We start from the raw sequence: 21816 nt of genomic DNA on the forward strand, positions 1-21816 counted from the left end.
CCCTGGACACCGATATGGCTGAGTACTTCGATTCGCTGGAGACGCGCGCGCCTGCGGAACGCGAGGCCGCGCTGATTGCCGCCGTGGCGCGCCAGGTCGCGCATGCACAATCACATTCACCGTATTTTGCCGAGATCCTGTGTGATTTCGACGCGCACGAGATCACCTCGCGCGATGCGCTGGCGCTGCTGCCCGTCACGCGCAAGTCCGAACTGAGCGCGCGCCAGCGCATGGCTCCGCCACTGGGCGGGCTCAATGCCACGCCGCTGGCCGGCCTGCGCCATGTGTTCCAGTCGCCGGGGCCGATCCACGAGCCCGATGGCTTTGCCGCCGACTGGTGGCGTACGGCACGCGCGATGTTCGCGGCCGGCTTCCGGGCCGGCGAGCTGGTCTACAACACGTTCTCGTATCACTTCACGCCCGCCGGCATGATGATGGAATCGGGCGCCCACAAGCTGGGCTGCTGCGTGTTTCCGGCTGGAGTCGGGCAGACCGAATCGCAGGTGCAGGCGCTGGCGAGCCTGCAGCCGTCGGCCTACGCGGGCACGCCGTCATTCCTGAAACTGCTGATCGAGAAGGGCGACGAGATGGGGTTGCCGTGCGCAAGCCTGTCCAAGGCGCTGGTGTCGGGCGAGGCCTGCCCGCCCGCGCTGCGCACCTGGCTGCAGGACCACGGCGTCACCGCGCGCCAGATGTACGGCACGGCCGATGTCGGACTGATCGCGTTCGAGACCGAAGGCGGCGACGGCTGGGTGGTCGACGAGGGCGTGCTGGTCGAGATCGTCGAGCCGGGCGGCACGAAGCCGATGCCCGAAGGCGAGGTCGGCGAGGTGGTGGTCACCGTGCTTGGCAATGGCGACTACCCGCTGATCCGCTTCGGTACCGGCGACCTGTCGGCCATCGTGGCCGAATCGCCGCACCGGGCCAGTCCGTGCGGCCGCACCAACATCCGCCTGAAGGGCTGGCTTGGGCGTGCCGACCAGACCACCAAGGTCAAGGGCATGTTCGTGCATCCGGGGCAGGTGGCCGAGGTGGTGCGGCGCCATCCCGAAATCCGTGCTGCGCGGCTGGTGGTGAGCGGCGCGATCGGCTCGGACGTGATGACGCTTCACTGCGATGCCACCCGGGTCGACGAAAGCCTGGCGCGTGCCGTGGCCGATTCGATGCGGGAGGTGATGCGGCTGCGTGGAGAGGTGCGCTTTGCCGCGCCAGGATCGCTGCCCCAGGATGGCAAATCGATCGAGGACGCACGCAGCTACGACTGACTGCCGCCGGGCGACGGCTGCGGGCCGGTGGCGCTATGCCTGCGATGAAGGACCGTCGCTGGCTTCGGGATAGCCGCCGGGCGGCCGCGTGGGCAGCCGTACCATCCAGACGGTGACGGCGATGCCAATGGCGATCAGCGTCAGCGACGACACCGGCCGCGCGCGCAGCAGCCACGCCGTGATGCTCATCGACGTCCACATCATCGACAGCGCCAGGCACTTGGCGCGAAACGGAATGCTGCGGTGGGCCTGCCAGTCACGCACCAGCGGCCCGAAGCGCTCGTGCGTGATCAGCCAGTGGTGGAATTTTTCCGAACCCCGCGCAAAGCAGGCTGCCGCCAGCAGCACAAACGGCGTGGTCGGCAGCAGCGGCAGGAAGATGCCGATAAAGCCCAGCACCAGGCTGATGACGCCGAGCGTCACCCAGAACGCGCGGATCACGCGTTCCCGATGCGTGAGCGTTCCGGGCAGGTCGGCCGGGTCGATGGGTGTTTCGGGGTCGGGAGCAGGCAACGGTTCAGGGCAAGGGGCGCAAAAACGCCCTTATGCTACCAGCCCCAGCCGGGCACGCGCCGCGTCGTACTCGGCCTTCATGCGCGCCACGATCTCGCCGGCGGTCGGGATGTCGTGGATCTGGCCCACGCCCTGGCCGGCACCCCAGATGTCCTTCCAGGCCTTGGTCTTCGAGCTGCCGCTCGAAAAATCCATCTTGCTCTTGTCTGCCACGGGCAGGTCGTCGGGGTTCAGGCCCGAATTGACGATGCTCTCGCGGATGTAGTTGCCGTGCACGCCCGTGAACAGGTTCGTGTAGATGATGTCCGACGCGGCCGAGCTGGTGATCGACTGCTTGTACTCCGCGCTGGCATGGCCTTCCTGCGATGCGATAAAGCGCGTGCCCACATAGGCAAAGTCGGCGCCCATGGCCTGCGCGGCCAGCACCGCGTCGCCGGTGGCGATCGATCCGGACAGCGCAATCGGACCATCGAAGATCTTGCGCACTTCGCCCACCAGCGCAAACGGCGAGAGCATGCCGGCATGGCCGCCGGCGCCGGCCGCCACCAGGATCAGGCCGTCCACGCCGGCCTCGATGGCCTTTTCGGCGTGGCGGATGTTGATGACGTCATGCAGCACGATGCCGCCGTAGCTGTGCACAGCGTCGATCATTTCCTTGGGGGGCGCGCGCAGCGACGTGATGAAGATCGGCACCTTGTGTTCCACGCAGACCTTCACATCGTGTTCCAGCCGCGCGTTGGAAGCGTGCACGATCTGGTTCACGGCGAGCGGGCCGACGGGCTTGCCGGGATTGGCGGCCTGGAACGACGCCAGTTCTTCCTGGATCTGCGTCAGCCATTCATCGAGCAGCTCGGCCGGGCGTGCGTTGAGCGCCGGGAACGACCCCACGATGCCGGCCTTGCACTGCGCCAGCACCAGTTCCGGATAGCTGACGATAAACATCGGCGACGCGATGACGGGCAGGGCCAGGTTCTGCAGGACTGGCGGAATATGTTTGGCGGCAGGCATGGAACAGTCTCCTCGGATCCGTCTGATGAAATGACGCGGACAAGCGGTGCAAAATGCACGGTCGTTCGATTATAGGGAGTTTCGCCTGCCGTGGTGCCACGGTAGAGCGCGGCCTCGGTGCCGCCCGTCAGGGGTTCGGCCGGGGGTGTGGCACCTGTGGCATCGCTGGCTCGCGCGGCGCACACGGCATGCGATGGCGAAAAAAAAGCCCCGCTGGGTTAGCGGGGCGATTACCACGAAGACTGATAAGAAGAGACGGTTCGACACCTGCCAATGCCTTACCGTGAGACGAATCTTAGGGGGCGAATATGACCACCAGAAGACAGTTCCGAGGCAATTCCGGAAAACCCGTAATCTGACGAATTTTCCGGCCCTGCCTAGACCTTTTCCAGCAGCAGGCCCTTCAGGTATTCGCCTTCGGGGAAGGCGGCCGACATCGGGTGATCGGTCCCTGCCGACAGGCGGCGCAGGATGCGTGCATCGGCGCGCGCATCGGTCGCGGCGCCGGCCACGATCTTCTGGAACAGCTCCATGCTGATGGCACCCGAGCACGAGTACGTGAACAGCAGGCCGCCCGGGCGCAGCAGCTGCATGCCCACCAGGTTGATTTCCTTGTAGGCGCGCGCGGCACGGTCGATATGCTGGGCCGACGGGGCGAACTTGGGTGGGTCCAGCACGATCAGGTCGAACTGGCGGCCCTCGGCGCGGAATTCGCGCAGCATCTTGAACACGTCGGCGTCGAGCCAGGTGGCGCGTTCGGGGTCGAAGCCGTTCAGCGTCACGTTGCTGGCTGCGATCTTGAGCGCCTCGCCCGACGAATCGATCGACGTCACCGATTTCGCACCGCCACGCAGCGCGGCCAGCGAGAAGCCGCCCGTGTAGCAGAAGCAGTTCAGCACGTCGCGCCCCTCGGCCAGGTCGCCCACGAGCTTGCGGTTGTCGCGCTGGTCTACGTAGAAGCCAGTCTTGTGGCCGTTGCGCACGTCCACGTAGTAGCGCACGCCGTGTTCGGTCACCGACAGTTGCGGATCGGGCTCGGCGCCGGCCAGCACGCCGGTGACCAGTTCCAGGCCTTCGCGCTGGCGCACGGCCGCGTCAGACCGCTCGTACACGTTCGGGCAGCCGGTTTCCTTGACCAGCGCCTGTACCAGTGCGTCTTTCCATTGCTCCACGCCCGCGGCGTTGAACTGGCACACCAGCTGGCCGGTCTCGCCCTGGCCGTAGTAATCGACGATCAGCCCAGGCAGGCGGTCGGATTCGCCAAAGATCAGGCGCACCGCGCTGGTGTCGCTGACCCAGCGCTTGCGGTGTGCCAGCGCGGCCGACACGCGGCGCTTGAACATGGCATGGTCGACCGGCTCGTTTTCGTCGAACGTCCATACGCGCGCCCGGATCTGCGACTCGGGGCTATAGGCGCCGCGCGCCAGGAAGCGGCCGTCCGCACTGCGGATGACCACGGTCGAGCCCGCCTCGCAGCGGCCTTCGGTGGAGGCAATGCCCGTGGCGTAGACCCACGGGTGGCGCCGCAGCAGGGATTTTTCCTTGCCGGGCTTCAGGGTGATGACATTCATGTGGCTACAGCACCACCTTGACCATCGGGTGCGACGTCAGCGCACGGTACACGTTGTCCAGGTGCTCGCGGCTCGTGACATACACGGTCACGGTCAGCCCCAGGTAGTTGCCGTTGCGCGACGGACGCATCTCCATCTTGCCGGCGTGGAAGTTGGGATCGAACTCCTGGATCAGCGTCACGATGGCCTCGGCAAAGCCGTCCTGCATGGCGCCCATGACCTTGATCGGGAATTCGCTCGGGTACTCGATCAGCGACTGCTCGGGCGGGATATCGCCCGGGATCAGCGGACCGTTGCTGGAATCTGTCGTCATCTTGCGTAACCTTGTGCGCGCTTGATTGCGCTTACTTGCGCTTGAACCAGAGGCGGATCGTATCCCACAGGCGGCCGAAGAAGCCGGCCTCCGGCACTTCCTCCAGTGCCACCACCGGGAACTCGCCCACCTTGTTGTTGCCGTCCATCAGCTTGACCGTGCCCACCTGCTGGCCCGCGGCGATCGGGGCGATCAGCAGTTCCTGGCGCTCCAGCACCGGCTTCAGGCGGCCGCCCGTGCCCTTGGGCACCGTCACGAACGTCTCGTTGGCGACGCCGATCTTCACGGTGCTGGCCTTGCCCTTGTAGATGTCGGGCGTCGCCAGGACCTGGCCCTTGTCGTACAGGCGCAGCGTGTCGAAGAACTGGAAGCCGTAGTTCAGGATCTTCAGGCTTTCCTGGGTGCGGATCTGCTCGGTGGCCGTGCCGATCACGATCGACACCAGGCGGCGCGAGCCATTCGGCACATTGGCCAGCGGGCGCTGGGCCGACGAGATCAGGCAGTAGCCGGCGGACTTCGTGTGGCCGGTCTTCAGGCCGTCCACGGTCGGGTCGATGTACAGCAGGCGGTTGCGGTTGGGCTGCCTGATCTTGTTATAGGTGAACTCCTTCTGCGAGTACATTCCGTAGTACTCGGGGAAGTCCTTGATCAGGCGCGTGGACAGCGTGGCCAGGTCGACAGCCGTGGTGTAGTGATTCGGATCGGGTACGCCATCGGTGTTCGTGAAGTGCGTGCCCTTCATGCCCATGCGCTGGGCCTCGCGGTTCATCATCGCGACGAAGCCGTCTTCGGAGCCGCCCACGGCCTCGGCCAGCGCCAGCGAGGCGTCGTTGCCCGACTGCACGATCAGGCCCATCAGCAGGTCGTTCACGCTGACCGGCTTGCCGGCCTCGATGAACATGCGCGACTCATCGCTTTTGACCTTGCGCACGATCTCGGTCGGCGTGATGGTCTGGTCAAGCGTCAGGCGCTTTTCCTTGAGCGCCTCGAATACCAGGTAGGCGGTCATCAGCTTGGTCAGCGACGCGGGCTCGATGCGCAGGTCGGCATTTTGCGACGCCAGGGCCTGGCCACTGGTCACGTCGTACAGCATCCACGACTTGGCGGCCACCTGCGGCATCGGCACGCCCTGTGCCAGGACGGCGGCGGGGGCGGCGGCAAGCACGGTGGCAAGCGTCGCGGCTACGGCGACAGGAGCAAGGGCGGATGCGAAATGCGGCGTGGCTCTGTTCAGCATGGGTAGTGTTCCAACAATAAAGGGATGGCGCGGACGGGACGGTTCACCGTTCCCACGCGTTGACGACAAGCTGCTTGATCAGGTGCAGCTTGCGGTGAAAAAAGTGGTCGGCGCCAGGAATGACGATGACTGGCAGTTCCTGCGGACGGGCCCAGTCCAGCACGCTGGACAGCGGCACGGTGTCGTCCTGTTCGCCGTGGATCACGATCGTGTCGGCCGGCACGGCAGCCACTTCCCAGCGGCTGGTGGCCGTGCCCACCAGCACCAGCCGCTGCGCGGGCGTGCCCGCTTCGGCCAGGCGGCGCGCCACGTGCGTCTGCACGAAGCTGCCGAACGAGAAGCCGCCCAGCGCCAGCGGCAGCGCGGCCACCTCGGGCGACCACGCGGCCTGCGTGCGCATCCAGTCGATCACGGCCAGCAGGTCGTCCTGCTCGCCGATGCCTTGGTCATGCTCGCCGGCCGTGCCGCCCACGCCACGGAAATTCGGCCGCACCGTGGCGTAGCCCAGCGCGACGAACGTGCGCGCCAGCGTTTGCGCCACCTTGTTGTCCTTGGTGCCGGCAAACAGGGGGTGGGGATGCGCCACCAGCGCCAGGCCACGCACCGGCTCGTTCTGCGGCAGATCGATCGAGATGTCGATGGCGCCGACGGGGCCGGCGATGGTGGTGACCTGGGTATGCGCGTTCATGGCGAGGGAGCAGGAAAATACGGCGACAAAAACAGCACGTCAAAAGCAGCACAACAAAAAACCGGGCATCAGGCCCGGCGCGGCCCGGCGGGTACCGGATCAGCGATCGACCATCAGGCGTTCAACGGGTTTGCCGTGAATCAGATGGCTGTCGATGATCTCGTCGATGTCCTGCTCGTCGACGAAGGTGTACCAGACGGCCTCGGGGTAGACCACCAGCACCGGCCCGAGTTCACAACGGTTCAGGCAGCCGGCCTTGTTGATGCGCACGCGGCCTTCGGCGCCGGAGATGCCCAGCTCCTTGCAGCGCTTCTTGGCGTATTCCTGCATCGCCTTGGCATTGTGGTCGGCGCAGCAGGCCTTGCCGTCGTCGCGCTGGTTCAGGCAGAAGAAAACGTGGTGTTTGTAGAAGCTGCTCATGGCGGCGAACTGGACTGCGTGGCGCCAGACCCGGTAATGCGGGCGGCTGGCGCGGCATGAATCTAGGAAGCTCGGAATTATACGTGGTCGCGCCCCCCGTTCCGCGCGGCGGCGCTGCCCGGAATTCCGGAAATCCCGATGCGCCGGGCCGGCCGGTGCCCTGGCCGCCGGAAATGGTCCTCCGGATGGCGATCGCGGCACTTTTCGGGCCGAAATTCGCCGGCAGGCGTCCGAATTCCCGGAGGCACCGATTCCGGATTTCCGGAATCCCGGAGCCATCCGCAGGCCTTCCGCAGAGACTTTCCTTGCAAATCAATGACTTGGCGTCGCCATGGCCCGTGGCACGGCTGTTGCAAATAGTTACTTCCAGACGCGCCGCCCGTGGTTTCGGGCCAGGCGTGCAACGTGGGCGCCTACCGAGCGCCCGGCACCGGTCAAAACACCGAGGAAGACATCATGAGGAAACCCTTTTACAAGATCCTGTACGTGCAGGTCCTGTTCGCGATTGCCGTGGGCATCCTGCTGGGTCATTTCGCGCCGGCTACCGGCGTGGAAATGAAGCCGCTGGGCGACGCGTTCATCAAGCTGATCAAGATGATCATCGGCCCGATCATCTTCTGTACCGTGGTGTCCGGCATTGCCGGCATGCGCGACATGAAGAAGGTTGGCCGCGTGGGCGGCAAGGCGCTGCTCTACTTCGAGATCGTGTCCACGTTCGCGCTGCTGATCGGCCTGCTGGCGTCGCACGCGCTGAAACCCGGCGTGGGCTTCAACATCGATCCGGCCACGCTGGACACCAAGACGATCTCGCAGTACGTGTCGAAGGCCCACGGCCAGAGCACGGTCGAGTTCTTCATGCACATCATCCCGGACACGATCTTCAGCGCGTTCGCCAATGGCGACATCCTGCAGATCCTGCTGGTATCGCTGTTCTTCGGCTCGGCCCTGGCCATCATCGGCGACCGCGCACAGATCATCCACGACATGGTTGACCAGGTGTCGAAGGTGTTCTTCCACATCGTGCACGTGATCACCAAGGTGGCCCCGATCGGCGCGTTCGGCGCCATGGCCTTCACGATCGGCAAGTACGGCCTGGGCTCGCTGATTCCGCTGCTGAAGCTGATCGGCACGTTCTACTTCACCGCCATCGTGTTCGTGCTGGTGGTGCTGGGTACCGTGGCGCGCCTGACCGGTTTCTCGATCATCCGCTTCGTCGCGTACATCAAGGAAGAGCTGCTGATCGTGCTGGGCACCAGTTCGTCGGAAGCCGCGCTGCCGCACCTGATGGAGAAGATGGAAAAGCTGGGCTGCTCGAAGTCGGTGGTTGGCCTGGTGGTGCCTACCGGTTACTCGTTCAACCTGGACGGCACCAACATCTACATGACGATGGCCGTGATCTTCATCGCGCAGGCGACGAACATCGAACTGACGCTGATGCAGCAGCTGACCATCCTGGCCGTGGCAATGGTGACGTCCAAGGGCGCCAGCGGCGTGACCGGTTCGGGCTTCATCACGCTGGCGGCCACGCTGGCCGTGGTGCCGACCATCCCCGTGGCCGGCATGGTGCTGATCCTCGGTATCGACCGCTTCATGAGCGAATGCCGCGCGCTGACCAACATCGTCGGCAACGGCGTGGCCACCGTGGTGGTGTCGGCCTGGGAACGCGAGCTTGACCGCGCCCGCCTGAACCGCGTACTGCGTGGTGGTGGCGATGACAACGTCGAACTCGCCGACGCCAGCGTCTGACATGGCTGGCCAGGTGCCCGGCGACCCGCTGGACGGCGTCGCGGGCACCGCTCCGTATTCCCCCGCTGGCACCGCAGCCCCCCAGGGCGGCCAGCGGGTATCATCGGCGCCAGAGCTTTCGCGCGCGCCGATGCCCCATTCCGACGATTTCCTTGCCGTGCATGACCCCGCACCGCCTGACTCCGTGCATGCGCCGGAGAACAGTTCGCGCTGGTGGGGCTTCGCCATTGCGCTGCTGGCCGGGCTGCTGGTGCTGTGTACGCTGACCTGGCTGCTGTCGGTGCAGCGCGGCATCGTCGCGTTGCAGCAATCCACCGCCATGCGTGCCGACCGGTACGCGGGCACGCTCGAATCCACGCTCGACCGCTACGAATTCCTGCCTGCGCTGGTGTCGCTGCACCCGTCCGTGCGTGCGTTGCTGGCGTCGCCGCAAGACCCGGCACGCATTGCCGCCGTCAATGACTACCTGGTGGAGGTCAACCGGCGCGCACGGGCATCCGCCACCTACGTGATCGCGGCGAACGGCCTGGCGCTGGCCGCCAGCAACCATGGCGAGCCGGGCAGCTTCGTGGGCACCGACTACCGCTTCCGTCCGTACTTCCAGATGGCCTCGCGTGGCGAGGTGGGCCGCTTCTATGCCATTGGCGTCACCAGCGACGAGCCGGGCTATTACATCGCCCAGCCGATCGAGGCCGGCGGCAAGGTGATCGGCGTGACGGTGGTGAAGCTGAACCTGGAATGGTTCCAGCGCGCCGGCTCGGGCCGGGGCGAGCCGCTGATGGTGTCCGACGACCATGGCGTGATCTTCCTGTCGTCGGTGCCGGGCTGGCAGTACCGCACGCTGCGGCCATTGCCGCCCGACCTGCAGGCCGAGCTGCACCGCACGCGCCAATACCATGATGTGGACGTCACGCCGCTGCCGATGCAGTCGCTGACATCGCCCGTCATGCGCTGGCTGGCCGACAACACGCTGTCCGACGGCCAGCGGCTGGTGCGGGTGGGGCCGACCGACCGGCGCGACGGCGACGGTGCGCCAGACGGCGTGGATGGCGCCGGACTTCACTTCGGGCTGGCCGACGCCAGTGGCGACCGCTACCTGGAGATCAATCGCTCCGTCGGGCCGGCGGGCTGGAACATGCAGGTGATGGCGCCGCTCGACCCGGTGCTGGCCAATGCCCGCAGCGCGACCATCGGCGCCGCGCTGGCATATGCCTGCATCTGCCTGCTGCTGGTGAACCTGCGCCAGCGCCGCCAGCGCGCCCGCGACATGCTGTACAGCCGCCGCCTGCTGGAAGCCGCCTACGACGAACTGGAGCGCCGCGTCGAAGCGCGCACTGCCGACCTGATGGCGATCAACGAACAGCTGGAAGGCGAGGTGGCCGAGCGCACGCGCGCCGAGGGCGAACTGCGCGCGACCCAGGACGAACTGGTGCAGGCCAGCAAGCTGGCCGCGCTGGGCCAGATGGCGGCGGGCATCACCCACGAACTGAACCAGCCGCTGGCTGCGCTGCGCACGTTCTCCGACAACACCCGCGTGCTGCTGGAGCGCGGCCAGCTCGATGCGGCTACGGGCAACCTGTCGGCCATCGCCGACCTGACCGAGCGCATGGGCAAGATCACGGGCCAGCTCAAGCTGTTCGCCGGCAAGGCGCGCCAGCGGCGCAACGCCGTGCGCGTGCGGGCGGCGATCGACCACGTGCTCCAGCTGATCGCCCCGCGCCTGGGCCAGGTGATGCTGCGCGTGCGCGGGCTGGACGGCGAGGCCGCCGACCTGGCGGTCTGGGCCGACGAACTGAAGCTCGAGCAGGTGCTGCTGAACCTGGTGGGCAACGCGCTGGACGCCATCGCCGCCGAAGGCAAGGCCGATGGCCGGGTGGAAATCGGCGTCGCCGCCACCGAGGAGCAGGTGCGCATCGCGGTGCGCGACAATGGCACCGGCATTGCGCCGGATGCATTGCCGCGTCTGTTCGAGCCGTTCTATACGACCAAGGAAATCGGCCAGGGCCTGGGGCTCGGGCTGGCTATCTCGTCGTCGATCGTGCGCGAATTCGGCGGCCAGCTCGTGGCTGGCAATGCCGAAGGTGGCGGCGCGGAGTTTGTGGTGACGTTGCGGCGGGCGCGCCAGCCCGTGGCGGCGTGAAGAGGAAAAGCGAAATGATTGCGATGCAAGACGGACTGCGCGTGCTGTTTGTCGAGGACGAACCGCTGGTGCGCCAGGCCACCGCGCAGAGCCTGGAACTGGCCGGCTTCGCGGTGCTGGCGCTGCCATCGGCCGAGGCCGCGATGCCGCACCTGAGCGCCGACTTTCCGGGCGTGCTGGTGACCGATGTGCGCCTGGGCGGCGCGTCGGGCCTGGACCTGCTGCACCATTGCCGCAACGTGGCGCCGGGGCTGCCGGTGATCCTGGTGACCGGGCATGGCGATATTACGATGGCGGTGCAGGCGATGCGCGAGGGCGCCTACGACTTCATCGAGAAGCCGTTCGGCGCAGATCGCCTGACCGACACCGTGCGCCGGGCGCTGGAACGCCGCGCGCTGGAACTGGAAAACGTGGCGCTGCGCCGCGAATTGGCTGGCCCGGCAGCGGGCACGCGCATCATCGGACGCTCGCCCGCCATGGCACAGGTGCGCGACCTGATCGCCAACGTGGCCGAGACCGACGTGCCGGTGATGATCAACGGCGAGACCGGCACCGGCAAGGAACTGGTGGCGCGCAGCCTGCACGCGCTGTCCACGCGCCGCGACGCGCCGTTTATCGCGCTGAACTGCGGCGCGGTGCCGGAATCGATCTTCGAGAGCGAGATGTTCGGCCACGAGGCCGGCGCGTTCACCGGTGCGGGCAAGCGCCGCATCGGCAAGCTCGAACATGCGTCGGGCGGCACGCTGTTCCTGGACGAGATCGAGAGCATGCCGCTGGCGCTGCAGGTGAAGCTGCTGCGCGTGCTGCAGGAAGGCACGCTGGAGCGGCTGGGCTCGAACGCGTCGCTGCCGATCGACGTGCGGATCGTCGCCGCCGCCAAGGGTGACATGGAGTCGCTGGTGGCGCAGGGCACGTTCCGGCAGGATCTGCTGTACCGGCTCAACGTGGTGACGATTCCGCTGCCGCCGTTGCGCGAGCGCCGCGAGGACATCGTGCCGCTGTTCGAGCACTTCATGCTGGTGGCCGCCGTGCGCTACCAGCGGCCCGCGCCGATCCTGTCCGAGATGCAGCGTCAGCAACTGATGCAGCGCCCGTGGCCCGGCAACGTGCGCGAACTGCGCAACGCGGCAGACCGGCTGGTGCTGGGCGTGCCCGAAGGGGGCCATGCCGGCAAGGCCGAAGGCGGCGACGAATCGATCCCGCTGCGCGAGCGGATGGAGCGCTACGAGCGCGCCGTGATCGCCGATACGCTTGCGCGCACCGGCGGCGCCGTGAGCCAGGCCGCCGACCTGCTGCAGGTGGGCAAGGCGACGCTCTACGACAAGATCAAACGCTACGGACTGTAACGGCTGCAGCGGGACGAATCGGGGCTCGGTACACTCAGGCCCGGCCCTGTCCCCCAGCCCCTCTCCCGCCATGCGGGAGAGGGGAGAGCCCAAGTGCATATCAGATGCTGGCGGTTTGCCCCCTCTCCCGCGCGGGAGAGCGGCGGGGGAGAGGGCAAGCGCCTCCATTGCTACCGTCCCGACCTATGCCCCACGCCGCACATCCCGCCCACATCGATGGCTATCGCCTGCGCCCCGATGCCGTTGCCGCCATCGCCCAAGGCAAGTTGACCGCGCAAGTGCCGGCCGACGTGCTCGACAAGGTGCGCGATGCCCGCGCCCGGTTCGAGCAGGTGGCCGCCACCAACGTGCCGATCTACGGCGTGTCCACCGGGTTTGGCGAACTTGTCCACAACTGGGTGGATATCGAGCATGGGCGTGCCCTGCAGGAAAACCTGCTGCGCAGCCATTGCGCCGGGGTGGGGCCGTTGTTCTCGCGCGATGAAGTGCGGGCGATGATGGTGGCGCGCGCCAACGCGCTGTCGCGTGGCTATTCGGCGGTGCGTCCCGTGGTGATCGAGCAACTGCTCAAGTATCTGGCGGCCGGCATCACGCCGGCCGTGCCGCAGGTGGGGTCGCTCGGCGCCAGTGGCGACCTTGCGCCGCTGTCGCACGTTGCCATCACGCTGATCGGTGAAGGCAAGGTGCTGACTGCCGACGGCGGCACGGCACCCACCGCGGAGGTGCTGCAGGCGCATGGCATTGCGCCGGTCACACTGGCGTACAAGGAGGGGCTGGCGCTGATCAATGGCACATCGGCCATGACCGGAGTGTCGTGCCTGCTGCTGGAGACGTTGCGTGCGCAGGTCCGGCAGGCCGAAGCCATCGCGGCGCTGGCGCTCGAAGGCCTGTCGGCATCGGCCGATGCCTTCATGGCGCACGGCCACGACATCGCCAAGCCGCACCCGGGGCAGGTCAGTTCCGCCGCCAACCTGCGCGCGCTGCTGGCCGGCTCGACGCGGCTGGCCGGCCACGACACGCTCAGCGCCGAGATGAAGCAGCGCGCCGGCGACGAAAAGAACACCGGCACTGGCGTATTCATCCAGAAGGCCTACACGCTGCGCTGCATTCCGCAGGTGCTGGGCGCCGTGCGCGATACGCTGGACCACTGCGCCACCGTGGTGACGCGCGAACTCAATTCATCGAACGACAATCCGCTGTTCTTTGACGATGACTCGCTGTTCCATGGCGGCAATTTCCATGGCCAGCAGGTGGCATTCGCGATGGACTTCCTGGCTATCGCCGCCACGCAACTGGGCGTGATGGCCGAGCGCCGCCTGAACCGGCTGCTGAGCCCGCACCTGAACAACCGCCTGCCGGCGTTCCTGGCCGCCGCCAATGAAGGGCTGTCGTGCGGCTTTGCCGGGGCCCAGTACCCGGCCACGGCGCTGGTGGCCGAGAACCGCACCATCTGCAGCCCGGCCAGCATCCAGAGCGTGCCGTCGAACGGTGACAACCAGGACGTGGTCAGCATGGGCCTGATCTCGGCCCGCAACGCGCGCCGCATCCTCGACAACAACCAGTACATCCTGGCGCTGGAACTGCTGGCCGCCTGCCAGGCCGCCGAACTGGCGGGCGCCGTCGAGCACCTGTCGCCAGCCGGCCGCGCCGTGTTCGACTTCGTGCGCGAGCACGTGCCGTTCCTGGATATGGACCGCTACATGACCGACGAGATCGAACGCGTGGCCGCGCTGCTGCGCGATGGGGCGCTGGTGGACGTGGTGCGCCAGGCGGGGGTGGAACTGGTCTAGTTCAGACGCCGATCTCGCTCCCGGATCTGGAGTCCGGTCTCCTACTTCCACATGTTGCGCATGCGGGAGGCGAGATCAACCTGCGGCAGCGCCGGCCTGGCCTGCTGCCCTTCGCCCGGCATCGGCGGGGGCGGCCACGACCGGCTGTAGAAATTCGGCATCACGCGGTTCGGCAGGAAGCGCGTGCGCGACGCGTAGACGTGGCGGTCGCCAAAGCCCACCTGGTTGTGGACGTAGAACCGCTGCGGGACGATCACGTCGAGATGGTCGCGCGCACGCGTCATCGCCACGTAGAGCAGGCGGCGCTCCTCCTCGATTTCCTCGGTGGTGCCAGTCGCCAGGTCTGACGGCATGCAGCCGTCCACGGCATTGAGCACGTACACGGCCTTCCATTCCTGGCCCTTGGCCGAATGGATGGTCGACAGGATCAGGTAGTCCTCGTCGCGCGACGGCACGCCGGATTCGTCGCTCGATGCGCTCGGCGGGTCGAGCGTCAGTTCAGTCAGGAAGCGCTCGCGCGACGCATAAGTGGCGGCAATACGCTCGATCTGCTGCAGATCGGCCTGACGCGCGGCGGCGTCGTCGTGCATGCGCTCCAGATGCGGCACGTACCACGCCACCACCTGTTCGAACTCGGAAGGCCACGGCGACGTGGGCGCCATCAGCGCGCGGGCCAGCGCCAGCAGGTCGTCCCATGCGGGGGCGGCGGCGGGCGGGGCTTCGAACGCTTCCAGCGCCACCAGCGGCTCGGTGGCGGCTTCCAGCCCTTCGAGTACGCGGGCGGCGGTTTTCGGGCCGATGCCTGGCAGTAACTGCAGCGTGCGGAATCCGGCCATGCGGTCGCGCGGGTTTTCCAGCCAGCGCACCACGGCCATCACGTCCTTCACGTGCGTCGATTCCAGGAATTTCAGACCGCCGAACTTCACGAACGGGATATTGCGCCGGGCCAGTTCGATCTCGACCTGCGCGCTATGGTCGGCCGCGCGGAACAGCACCGCCTGATGCATCAGCGCCAGGCCCGATTCGCGCCGCGCCAGCACCTGTTCCACGACAAAGCGCGCCTGGTCGGCTTCGTCGTTGACCACCACCACGCCGGGCTTTTCGGCCGACTCGCGCAGCGACCAGAGGTCCTTGGTGAACCGCTCGGCCGCCAGGCCGATCACCGCGTTGGCGGCCTGCAGGATCGGCTGCGTGGAACGGTAGTTCTGCGACAGCGTGACCTGTTCGGCCGCCGGCGTGAACTGCGTCGGAAAATCGAGGATGTTGCGCACGGTGGCGCCACGGAAGGCGTAGATCGACTGCGCGTCGTCGCCCACCACGGTCAGGCCGCGCCCCTGCGGCTTCAGCGCCAGCAGGATCGACGCCTGCAGCGCGTTGGTGTCCTGGTACTCGTCGACCAGCACGTGGTCGAAGCGCGCACCCATGTCCTGCGCCAGCGCCGGTTCGGTCATCGCCTGCGCCCAGTAGAGCAGCAGGTCGTCGTAATCGAGCACCTGCTGCTTCTGCTTGGCCTCCACATAGCCGGCGAACAGCGCCCTGAGCGCATCGGCCCACATCGCGTAGCGTGGGAACTGCGTCTTGAGCACCACCTCGATCGGCAACTGGGTGTTGACCACCCGCGAATAGATGGACAGGCAGGTTTCCTTGCGCGGAAAGCGCGATGCCTGCTCGGACAGCCCCAGGTCATGCCGCACCACGTGCATCAGGTCGGCCGAATCGCCCCGGTCGCTGATCGTGAAGCTCGGAGCCAGGCCCAGCGTCTCGGCATACTCGCGCAGCAGGCGGGCGCCAATGGCGTGGAACGTGCCCGACCACTGCAGCGCCGCGCGCCCCGCGCCGGACTGTATGCCCAGCGCCTGGTCGACGATGCGTTCGACGCGGCGGCCCATCTCGGATGCCGCGCGGCGCGAGAACGTCAGCAGCAGGATGCGGCGCGGATCGGCGCCGCCCACCACCAGGTGCGCGACGCGATGCGCCAGTGTATTGGTCTTGCCCGAGCCCGCGCCGGCAATGATCAGCAGCGGCGCCTCGCCCGCGTACTCCACGGCGGCGCGCTGCTCCGGATTCAGCTTGGACAGGTAGGCGGCCGCGTCGTCCGTGTCCTGGGTGAGGTCGGCGGGCACGTCGGCTTCAGGGGCGAGATCCGGTAGCACAGCGGGAATGGCAGAGGGCAGGGATTGAGAAAAATCTGGCGCCCACTGTATATCCATACAGCTTCGACTGGCAAGCCGGACGTTTCCGCGCGGCGTTCGGGCAACAAAAAAGGTGCCGCATGGGCACCTTTTCGTCGGGTTCCGGCTGGAACGGGCGTGGAATCAGGCTGCGCTTGCCAGGGCACCGTCCAGCAGCTTGTGCAGCGCATCCCATTCGGGCTCGCCCACGTAGCGCTTCAGGATCTTGCCGTTCTTGTCGACCACGAAGGTCGTCGGCGTGAGCTGGACATCCCCAAACGCCTTGGCGGCCGTGCCGTCCGAATCCATCGCCACCTTGAACGGCAGTTCGCGCGTCTTGGCGTAGTTCGCCACGTACATCGGCGGGTCATAGTTCATGGCTACGGCCACGAATTCCAGGCCCTTGTCCTTGAACTGCTTGTAGGTGTCGATCATCTGCGGCATTTCCTTGACGCAGGTGGCGCAGCTGGTGGCCCAGAAGTTGACCAGGTAGACCTTGCCCTTCAGGTCGGCCGTGCTGACCTTCTGGCCCGACAGCAGCGTAAAGGTGGCGTCGGGCACCTTGCTGGCCGGCGACATGGCGCGATAGCCGAAGAAGCCGAGCAGGGCGACGATCACGACCGCAACGGCGATCGGCCAGAGCTTGCGCGGGGAAGTGGCGGAAATAGCAGTGTTGGACATGGGATTACGGTACCGGGACAGCCATCGGACAACGGCTATTCTACTGCGGGCGCCGGAGGCCGGCACCCGTGCTGGACAAGCGCGCCGCCGCTGCGGCAATTCGTCGCAATTTGTTCAATATTGGGTCGGATGCTTCGCTTACCGGGATGTGCCTGATCGGGCGGCCACCTTGGCGCGGGCCTCGTCGATGGCCTGTTCCAGATAGGCGCCATAGAAATCGGGCTGCATGCCGCGCAGCGGCTTTGCCAGGTTGCGGCCGAGGGGGTCCAGGAACAGCACGGTCGGCGCCACCGAGATGTTGTGGGCCTGCGCCCAGCGTTTGGCGGTGGTCATGGTGCCGTCGACATCACGAATCGGGGTGTCGGCCGTCATGTCGATTTCCCGCGCTGTAATGTCGCCGGACGCCACCTGGGGCCCCAGGTAGTTGCGGCGCACGGTCTCGCAGTACGTGCAGCCGGGCAGGCTGACCAGCACCACCAGCGGCTCGCCCTGTTTGGCCGCGGCGGCCGACTGGGCGCCGACATCGGTTACAGGCGGCAGGTGCGCGGTGGCCGCCGCGGCGCCGAAGCTGGCGAGTACGGCCAGGCTGGCAAGCCATGGCGCGGCAAGGCGGGGCAGGGAACGGAAGGGCATGGTCACCTCACGGGAAACGGCCGGCGCATGGGGGCAAGGCAGCCACGGGAGCCAAAGCGGCGATGAAAGTCACCCTTGGGGCATGCGTGGGGGCGCGGCTTCCCGGATAATACCGGCTTGCGCACGAATGCGCCCCCATTCCGATGCCCCCGACCACGCTCCGCCCCCGTTCGTCCAGTTCGCCCAGTTCGTCCCGTCTCGGACTGTTTCGCCCCGGTCATTGCCTGCTGCCGCTGCTTGCCATGTTGTGGCTGTCGCTTGCGGGCTGCTCGCCGCGCTATGACTGGCGAACCATTGTGTCGAGCGATGGCAAGTACGCTGCACTGTATCCGGCCAAGCCGACCAGCGCCGCGCGCGATGTATCGATTGCCGGCCACAAGCTGCCGATGACCATGGAGGCCGCGAACATCGACGGTACGCTATTCGCGGTGGGCGTGGTCACGCTGCCTAGCGACGATGCCGCGCTGCGCCGCGAGGCCATGGACGCCATGCAGGCGGGGCTGATTGCCAACCTTGGCGCGCACCCCGACGCGCCGGCCCGGTCGCGACAGATCACGGTGATGTCGGCGGCCCAGCCGCCCGTGCCGCTTGACGGCGTGGAACTGTCGGTGGCCGGCGTGTCGCCGCAGGACAAGGCCCCCCGCCGACTGACCGCGCGGCTGGTGGCGTCGGGCGCCCACGTGTACCAGGCGGTGGTGCTGGAAGCCGGCGACGCCGCCCGCGATACGCGCCAGGCCGAGCAGGTCGAGCAATTCCTGACCGGGTTCCACCCGTTCTGATTTCGTGTTTCTGCCGTGACTGACTTGATGGATCGATCGCTCCAAACAGCTTTGATCCGCTTTGAACCGTTGTTACCTCCAGGAGTGAAGTGATGCGTTGGGAAGTGTGGCTGGCCTATTTTGCCGCGTGCTGGGTGATCGCCGTTTCGCCAGGCTCGGGTGCGGTGCTGTCGATGAGCCATGGCCTGTCTTATGGCCTGAAGAAGACGTCGACCACGATCCTGGGCCTGCAGACCGGCCTGGTCATCATCCTGCTGGTGGCCGGAGGCGGCCTGGGCGCGCTGCTGCTGGCGTCCGAGGAAGCGTTCCTGGTCGTCAAGACGATTGGCGCGATGTACCTGATCTACCTGGGTGTCCAGCAATGGCGCGCCAAGGTCGAGACCGGTCCGCAGGACGGCGCCAACGGCCCGTCCGGCGCGGTACGCGTGTCCACCATGAGCCGTCGGCGACGCTTTGCCACGGGCCTGCTGACCAATGTCACCAATCCCAAGGGCATCATCTTCATGGTGGCGGTGCTGCCGCAGTTCATCGACCCGGGCCATCCGCTGGGCGTGCAACTGGCGATCCTGGCCGCCACGATGTGCTTTGTCGACCTGATCGTGATGCACGGCTACGCGCTGCTGGCGTCGCGCATGCAGGGCCTGTTCCGCAACGCACGCGCAGTGCGCTGGCAAAACCGGTTCTTCGGCGGCGTGCTGGTCGCGGTGGGCACGGCGCTGTTTTTTGTGCGCCGGCATCACACCTGAATCGACGATGGCGGCCTGAACGGCTGGCGTAGTGCGGCAGCGTTTGCTTCAATGGGGAGTGACCCGGCGTATATGGAGCCCCAGATGCACGATGTCGACCTGACTGCCCACCGCGAACCGCCTCCCGACGAGCCGCCCCCGCCCGGCTTTCCGGCGGACCAGCCTCCCATCGAGGAGCCGCCCCCGCCGCCGCTGGAACCACCGGTGTGAAATGAATGACAAAGGCCCATGGCGGGCCTTTTGTTTTTTTTCAGTGGATTGCCGGGATCGGCGCCGATGACGAAATCGGCCTCTGCCAATGCGTCGACATAAGCCTCCTGCTCCACGGATGGCGTTGCGCGCATCTGTACGAAGCGCGCCAGTCCGCCACCGATGCCGGAAAGGAGGATGGTGGCGAATACCGTCCACCACCAGGGGTTTCCAACGAGGTTCCACAGATCCTGCATATCCGAATTCCAAGCGTTCATTTGTCTCACCCCGTCCGCAACACCCGCCGATACTGGATTGCCTCCGCCACATGCGCGGCGTTCAGCACCTCGGTGCCTTCCAGGTCCGCGATGGTGCGGGCCACTTTCAGCACCCTGAAGTACGCACGTGCCGACCAGCCCAGCTTGTCCATCGCGCCGCGCAGCAGGGTTTGCGCGGCGTTGTCGAGCGGGCACCGGGTGTCGATGGCGCGGCCCGCCAGTTCGCTGTTGGGCACGCCCTGGCGCGCCAGCTGGCGATCGCGGGCGGCCACCGCGCGGGCGCGGACGGCTTCGCTCGGTTCGCCGGGCGGGCCGTCCAGGATTTCGCGCTGACCCTGGGCCGGCACCTCGATCTGCAGGTCCACGCGGTCGAGCAGCGGGCCTGAAATGCGCGACTGATAGCGCTGCACCTGGTCGGGCGTACAGCGGCACATGCGGGTGGGATGGCCCAGGTAGCCGCACGGGCACGGGTTCATCGCCGCGATGAACTGGAAGCGCGCCGGGAAGTCGATCTGCGCCGCGGCGCGTGAAATCGTGATGTGGCCGGTTTCCAGCGGCTCGCGCAGGACTTCCAGCACCCGGCGTTCGAACTCTGGCAATTCGTCCAGAAACAGAACGCCATGGTGGGCCAGCGAGATTTCCCCGGGGCGCGGATTGCCGCCGCCGCCCACCATGGCGGGCGCGCTCGCGGTGTGATGGGGGCTGCGGAACGGCCGCCGGCCCCATTGCGATGGCTGGAAGCCGCCCGGCGTCAGGCTCAGCACGGCGGCGGCATCGAGCGCCTCGGCCTCGGTCATCGGCGGCAGCAGCCCCGGAAACCGCTGTGCGAGCATCGACTTGCCGGTGCCCGGTGGGCCCACCAGCAGCACGGAATGCTGGCCGGCCGCGGCCACTTCCATGGCGCGCCGTGCCTGAAGTTGCCCGCGCACGTCGCCCATGTCCGGCGCATTGCCTGCGTCTGCCCCCCGCTCTGGCGGCCGGGCGCGCCGCAGCGCCTGCTCCGGCAGCAGTCCCACGTGATGGCACACCTCGCGCAGCGTGGCGCCGGCGTGCACCGCCAGATCTTCCACCAGCGCGGCCTCCGGGCCGTTTTCCAGCGCCACGATGAACGCGCGCGCAGGCTGGCCGGCGGCCATCCTTGCGCGGTTGTCGCGCGCCAGGCCCATCGCCATCGCCAGGGCGCCGCGCACTGGCCGCAGGTCGCCGGCCAGGGACAGCTCGCCGGCAAATTCGAACGCATCGAGCCCGTCGACCGGCAACTGGCCGCCGGCCGCCAGGATGCCCAGCGCGATGGCCAGGTCGAAGCGCCCAGATTCCTTCGGCAGGTCGGCGGGGGCCAGGTTGACGGTTTTGTGGACTCCGCAATGCCGTTGTCAAAATTGGCCTCTTATCCTCCAGATGCTGCGTGCCCGACCTAACAAAGCGAAAGCAAGCGCACTTCGGTATCGGCCAGGCCGACGATATTGAACGCCGGCAGGCCGTTGGCAAGATGGATCTCCACCGACACGGGCGGCGCGTCGATGCCGTTCAGGGCACGGCTGCGCAAGACAGCAAGGCTCATACGTTTGCGGATTTGTTAAAGAAAAAGGCCACCGGGATACGGTGGCCTTTGTGGCGATGCGGGTAGGCGGCTGGCGCCTGCGGGTCATACCCCGGTCGATGGCGGCGGATTGACGCCGGCACGGGCTTCGAGAGCCGCCACGCGGGCTTCCAGTTCCTCCAGCCGTGCGCGGGTACGCGCCAGCACCTGCGATTGCACGTCGAATTCCTCGCGCGTGACCAGATCCAGGCGCGCAAAGCCCTGGGTCATCATGCTGCGCACGTTTTTCTCGATGTCCTTGGCCGGCGAATTGCGCAGCGCCTCGCTGACCTTCTGCTGCAGGTCGTTGAAGAGATCGGTCGGTTTCATGGTGAAGCTCCTGTTGTGACCAATTTGGATCGTTCGGGTCAGGCCGCGCCGGGCAGGCACCCGCCAGGCGTCCGGCTTGTGGCGATCTGGCCAGTCATGCACCGCGTTGGGGCGATGACTTGTGGCGTCCGGCACACCGGCCCGGCAGGGCAATGCACCTGACTGGGGCGTATCGCGCCACGCCATCTCCGGACGGGCCGGCGCGCTCCCCCTGTACGCCAAGCACGCAGCACTTGACCCTTCATGACGCGGATTATGGCGCTTCGGCGCCCGCCATGAAAGCTCTGACAAGGGCTGGTCACATCTTTTAACGCTTTTCGGGGGTGCCGGCGGGTACCGCCCGACATCCCGTCGTGTGGTTCCGGAGTCTCGCCACGCCCGATGCCGGCATGC

Annotated in this window: 19 protein-coding genes and 1 pseudogene; 7 read left to right on the forward strand and 13 right to left on the reverse strand. The window is 67.0% G+C overall.

The features are described from left to right. Window positions 1-14: 14 nt before the first annotated feature. Complete coding sequence (locus ACOABP_RS10250) at window positions 15-1265, forward strand: phenylacetate--CoA ligase family protein (RefSeq protein ID WP_474224882.1); 1251 nt, start codon at window positions 15-17, stop codon at window positions 1263-1265. A gap of 33 nt (window positions 1266-1298) precedes the next feature. Here the strand turns inward: ACOABP_RS10250 and ACOABP_RS10255 are convergent, their stop codons facing one another. The 7 genes from ACOABP_RS10255 to ACOABP_RS10285 form a co-directional block, all read right to left on the reverse strand. After that, the gene (locus ACOABP_RS10255) at window positions 1299-1778 is read right to left on the reverse strand and encodes a YbaN family protein (protein WP_474224883.1); all 480 of its coding nucleotides are present in this window, start codon (window positions 1776-1778) and stop codon (window positions 1299-1301) included. 30 nt (window positions 1779-1808) lie between these two features. Beyond that, window positions 1809-2786, reverse strand: coding sequence for an NAD(P)H-dependent flavin oxidoreductase (locus tag ACOABP_RS10260; RefSeq protein ID WP_474224884.1), 978 nt, complete (start codon window positions 2784-2786; stop codon window positions 1809-1811). Between the two features lie 377 nt (window positions 2787-3163). Beyond that, window positions 3164-4357: a class I SAM-dependent rRNA methyltransferase gene (locus ACOABP_RS10265; protein WP_474224886.1), complete on the reverse strand. Its 1194-nt coding sequence runs from the start codon at window positions 4355-4357 to the stop codon at window positions 3164-3166. Window positions 4358-4361: 4 nt separating this feature from the next. Beyond that, entirely contained in the window at window positions 4362-4670 is a 309-nt protein-coding gene (locus ACOABP_RS10270; RefSeq protein WP_066739874.1) for a DUF493 family protein, read from the reverse strand. Window positions 4671-4701: 31 nt separating this feature from the next. Next, window positions 4702-5907 carry a D-alanyl-D-alanine carboxypeptidase family protein gene (locus tag ACOABP_RS10275; RefSeq protein ID WP_066739872.1) on the reverse strand — a complete coding sequence of 402 codons (1206 nt, stop codon included), beginning with the start codon at window positions 5905-5907 and terminating at the stop codon, window positions 4702-4704. 43 nt (window positions 5908-5950) lie between these two features. Then, a complete protein-coding gene (locus tag ACOABP_RS10280; protein WP_474224888.1) occupies window positions 5951-6595 on the reverse strand; it encodes an alpha/beta hydrolase in 645 nt (214 codons plus the stop codon). A 99-nt stretch (window positions 6596-6694) separates the two neighbouring features. After that, window positions 6695-7015 (reverse strand): (2Fe-2S) ferredoxin domain-containing protein, encoded by a 321-nt coding sequence (locus tag ACOABP_RS10285; protein ID WP_066739868.1) that lies wholly within the window; start codon window positions 7013-7015, stop codon window positions 6695-6697. 456 nt (window positions 7016-7471) lie between these two features. Here ACOABP_RS10285 and ACOABP_RS10290 point away from each other — a divergent pair, with 456 nt between their 5' ends. The 4 genes from ACOABP_RS10290 (at window position 7472) to cmdF (ending at window position 14037) form a co-directional block, all read left to right on the forward strand. Further along, on the forward strand, window positions 7472-8761 hold the full coding sequence (locus tag ACOABP_RS10290) for a dicarboxylate/amino acid:cation symporter (RefSeq protein ID WP_474224890.1): 1290 nt from the start codon (window positions 7472-7474) through the stop codon (window positions 8759-8761). Between the two features lie 130 nt (window positions 8762-8891). Further along, complete coding sequence (locus tag ACOABP_RS10295) at window positions 8892-10901, forward strand: sensor histidine kinase (protein ID WP_474224891.1); 2010 nt, start codon at window positions 8892-8894, stop codon at window positions 10899-10901. 23 nt (window positions 10902-10924) lie between these two features. Beyond that, window positions 10925-12247 carry a sigma-54-dependent transcriptional regulator gene (locus ACOABP_RS10300; RefSeq protein WP_066739915.1) on the forward strand — a complete coding sequence of 441 codons (1323 nt, stop codon included), beginning with the start codon at window positions 10925-10927 and terminating at the stop codon, window positions 12245-12247. A 185-nt stretch (window positions 12248-12432) separates the two neighbouring features. After that, complete coding sequence (gene cmdF / locus ACOABP_RS10305; protein ID WP_474224892.1) at window positions 12433-14037, forward strand: tyrosine 2,3-aminomutase; 1605 nt, start codon at window positions 12433-12435, stop codon at window positions 14035-14037. A gap of 41 nt (window positions 14038-14078) precedes the next feature. Here cmdF and ACOABP_RS10310 read toward each other — a convergent pair whose 3' ends face one another. The 3 genes from ACOABP_RS10310 to ACOABP_RS10320 all read right to left on the reverse strand — a co-directional run bounded on the left by ACOABP_RS10310 (window position 14079) and on the right by ACOABP_RS10320 (window position 17522). Beyond that, complete coding sequence (locus ACOABP_RS10310) at window positions 14079-16190, reverse strand: ATP-dependent helicase (protein WP_474224894.1); 2112 nt, start codon at window positions 16188-16190, stop codon at window positions 14079-14081. A gap of 162 nt (window positions 16191-16352) precedes the next feature. After that, window positions 16353-16889 carry a TlpA disulfide reductase family protein gene (locus ACOABP_RS10315; RefSeq protein WP_474224895.1) on the reverse strand — a complete coding sequence of 179 codons (537 nt, stop codon included), beginning with the start codon at window positions 16887-16889 and terminating at the stop codon, window positions 16353-16355. A 138-nt stretch (window positions 16890-17027) separates the two neighbouring features. After that, entirely contained in the window at window positions 17028-17522 is a 495-nt protein-coding gene (locus ACOABP_RS10320) for a thioredoxin fold domain-containing protein (RefSeq protein ID WP_474224896.1), read from the reverse strand. A gap of 242 nt (window positions 17523-17764) precedes the next feature. Between ACOABP_RS10320 and ACOABP_RS10325 the strand changes: the two genes are divergently transcribed. Together ACOABP_RS10325 and ACOABP_RS10330 are read left to right on the forward strand one after the other, a co-directional pair. Further along, window positions 17765-18301 (forward strand): hypothetical protein, encoded by a 537-nt coding sequence (locus tag ACOABP_RS10325; protein ID WP_474224897.1) that lies wholly within the window; start codon window positions 17765-17767, stop codon window positions 18299-18301. 92 nt (window positions 18302-18393) lie between these two features. Next, window positions 18394-19047: a LysE family transporter gene (locus ACOABP_RS10330; RefSeq protein WP_474224898.1), complete on the forward strand. Its 654-nt coding sequence runs from the start codon at window positions 18394-18396 to the stop codon at window positions 19045-19047. On the opposite strand, the gene ACOABP_RS10335 is transcribed toward ACOABP_RS10330, so the two are convergent. From ACOABP_RS10335 to ACOABP_RS10345, 3 genes and pseudogenes are all read right to left on the reverse strand, one after another. Beyond that, window positions 19038-19514, reverse strand: a complete 477-nt coding sequence (locus ACOABP_RS10335) for a hypothetical protein (protein ID WP_474224899.1) — start codon at window positions 19512-19514, stop codon at window positions 19038-19040. The genes ACOABP_RS10330 and ACOABP_RS10335 overlap by 10 nt on opposite strands. 5 nt (window positions 19515-19519) lie before the next feature. After that, window positions 19520-21075: pseudogene (locus tag ACOABP_RS10340) on the reverse strand (YifB family Mg chelatase-like AAA ATPase). 84 nt (window positions 21076-21159) lie between these two features. Further along, window positions 21160-21423, reverse strand: coding sequence for an accessory factor UbiK family protein (locus tag ACOABP_RS10345; protein WP_066739835.1), 264 nt, complete (start codon window positions 21421-21423; stop codon window positions 21160-21162). Window positions 21424-21816 lie beyond the last annotated feature (393 nt).

It is taken from the genome of Cupriavidus sp. HE11 (assembly GCF_056097175.1).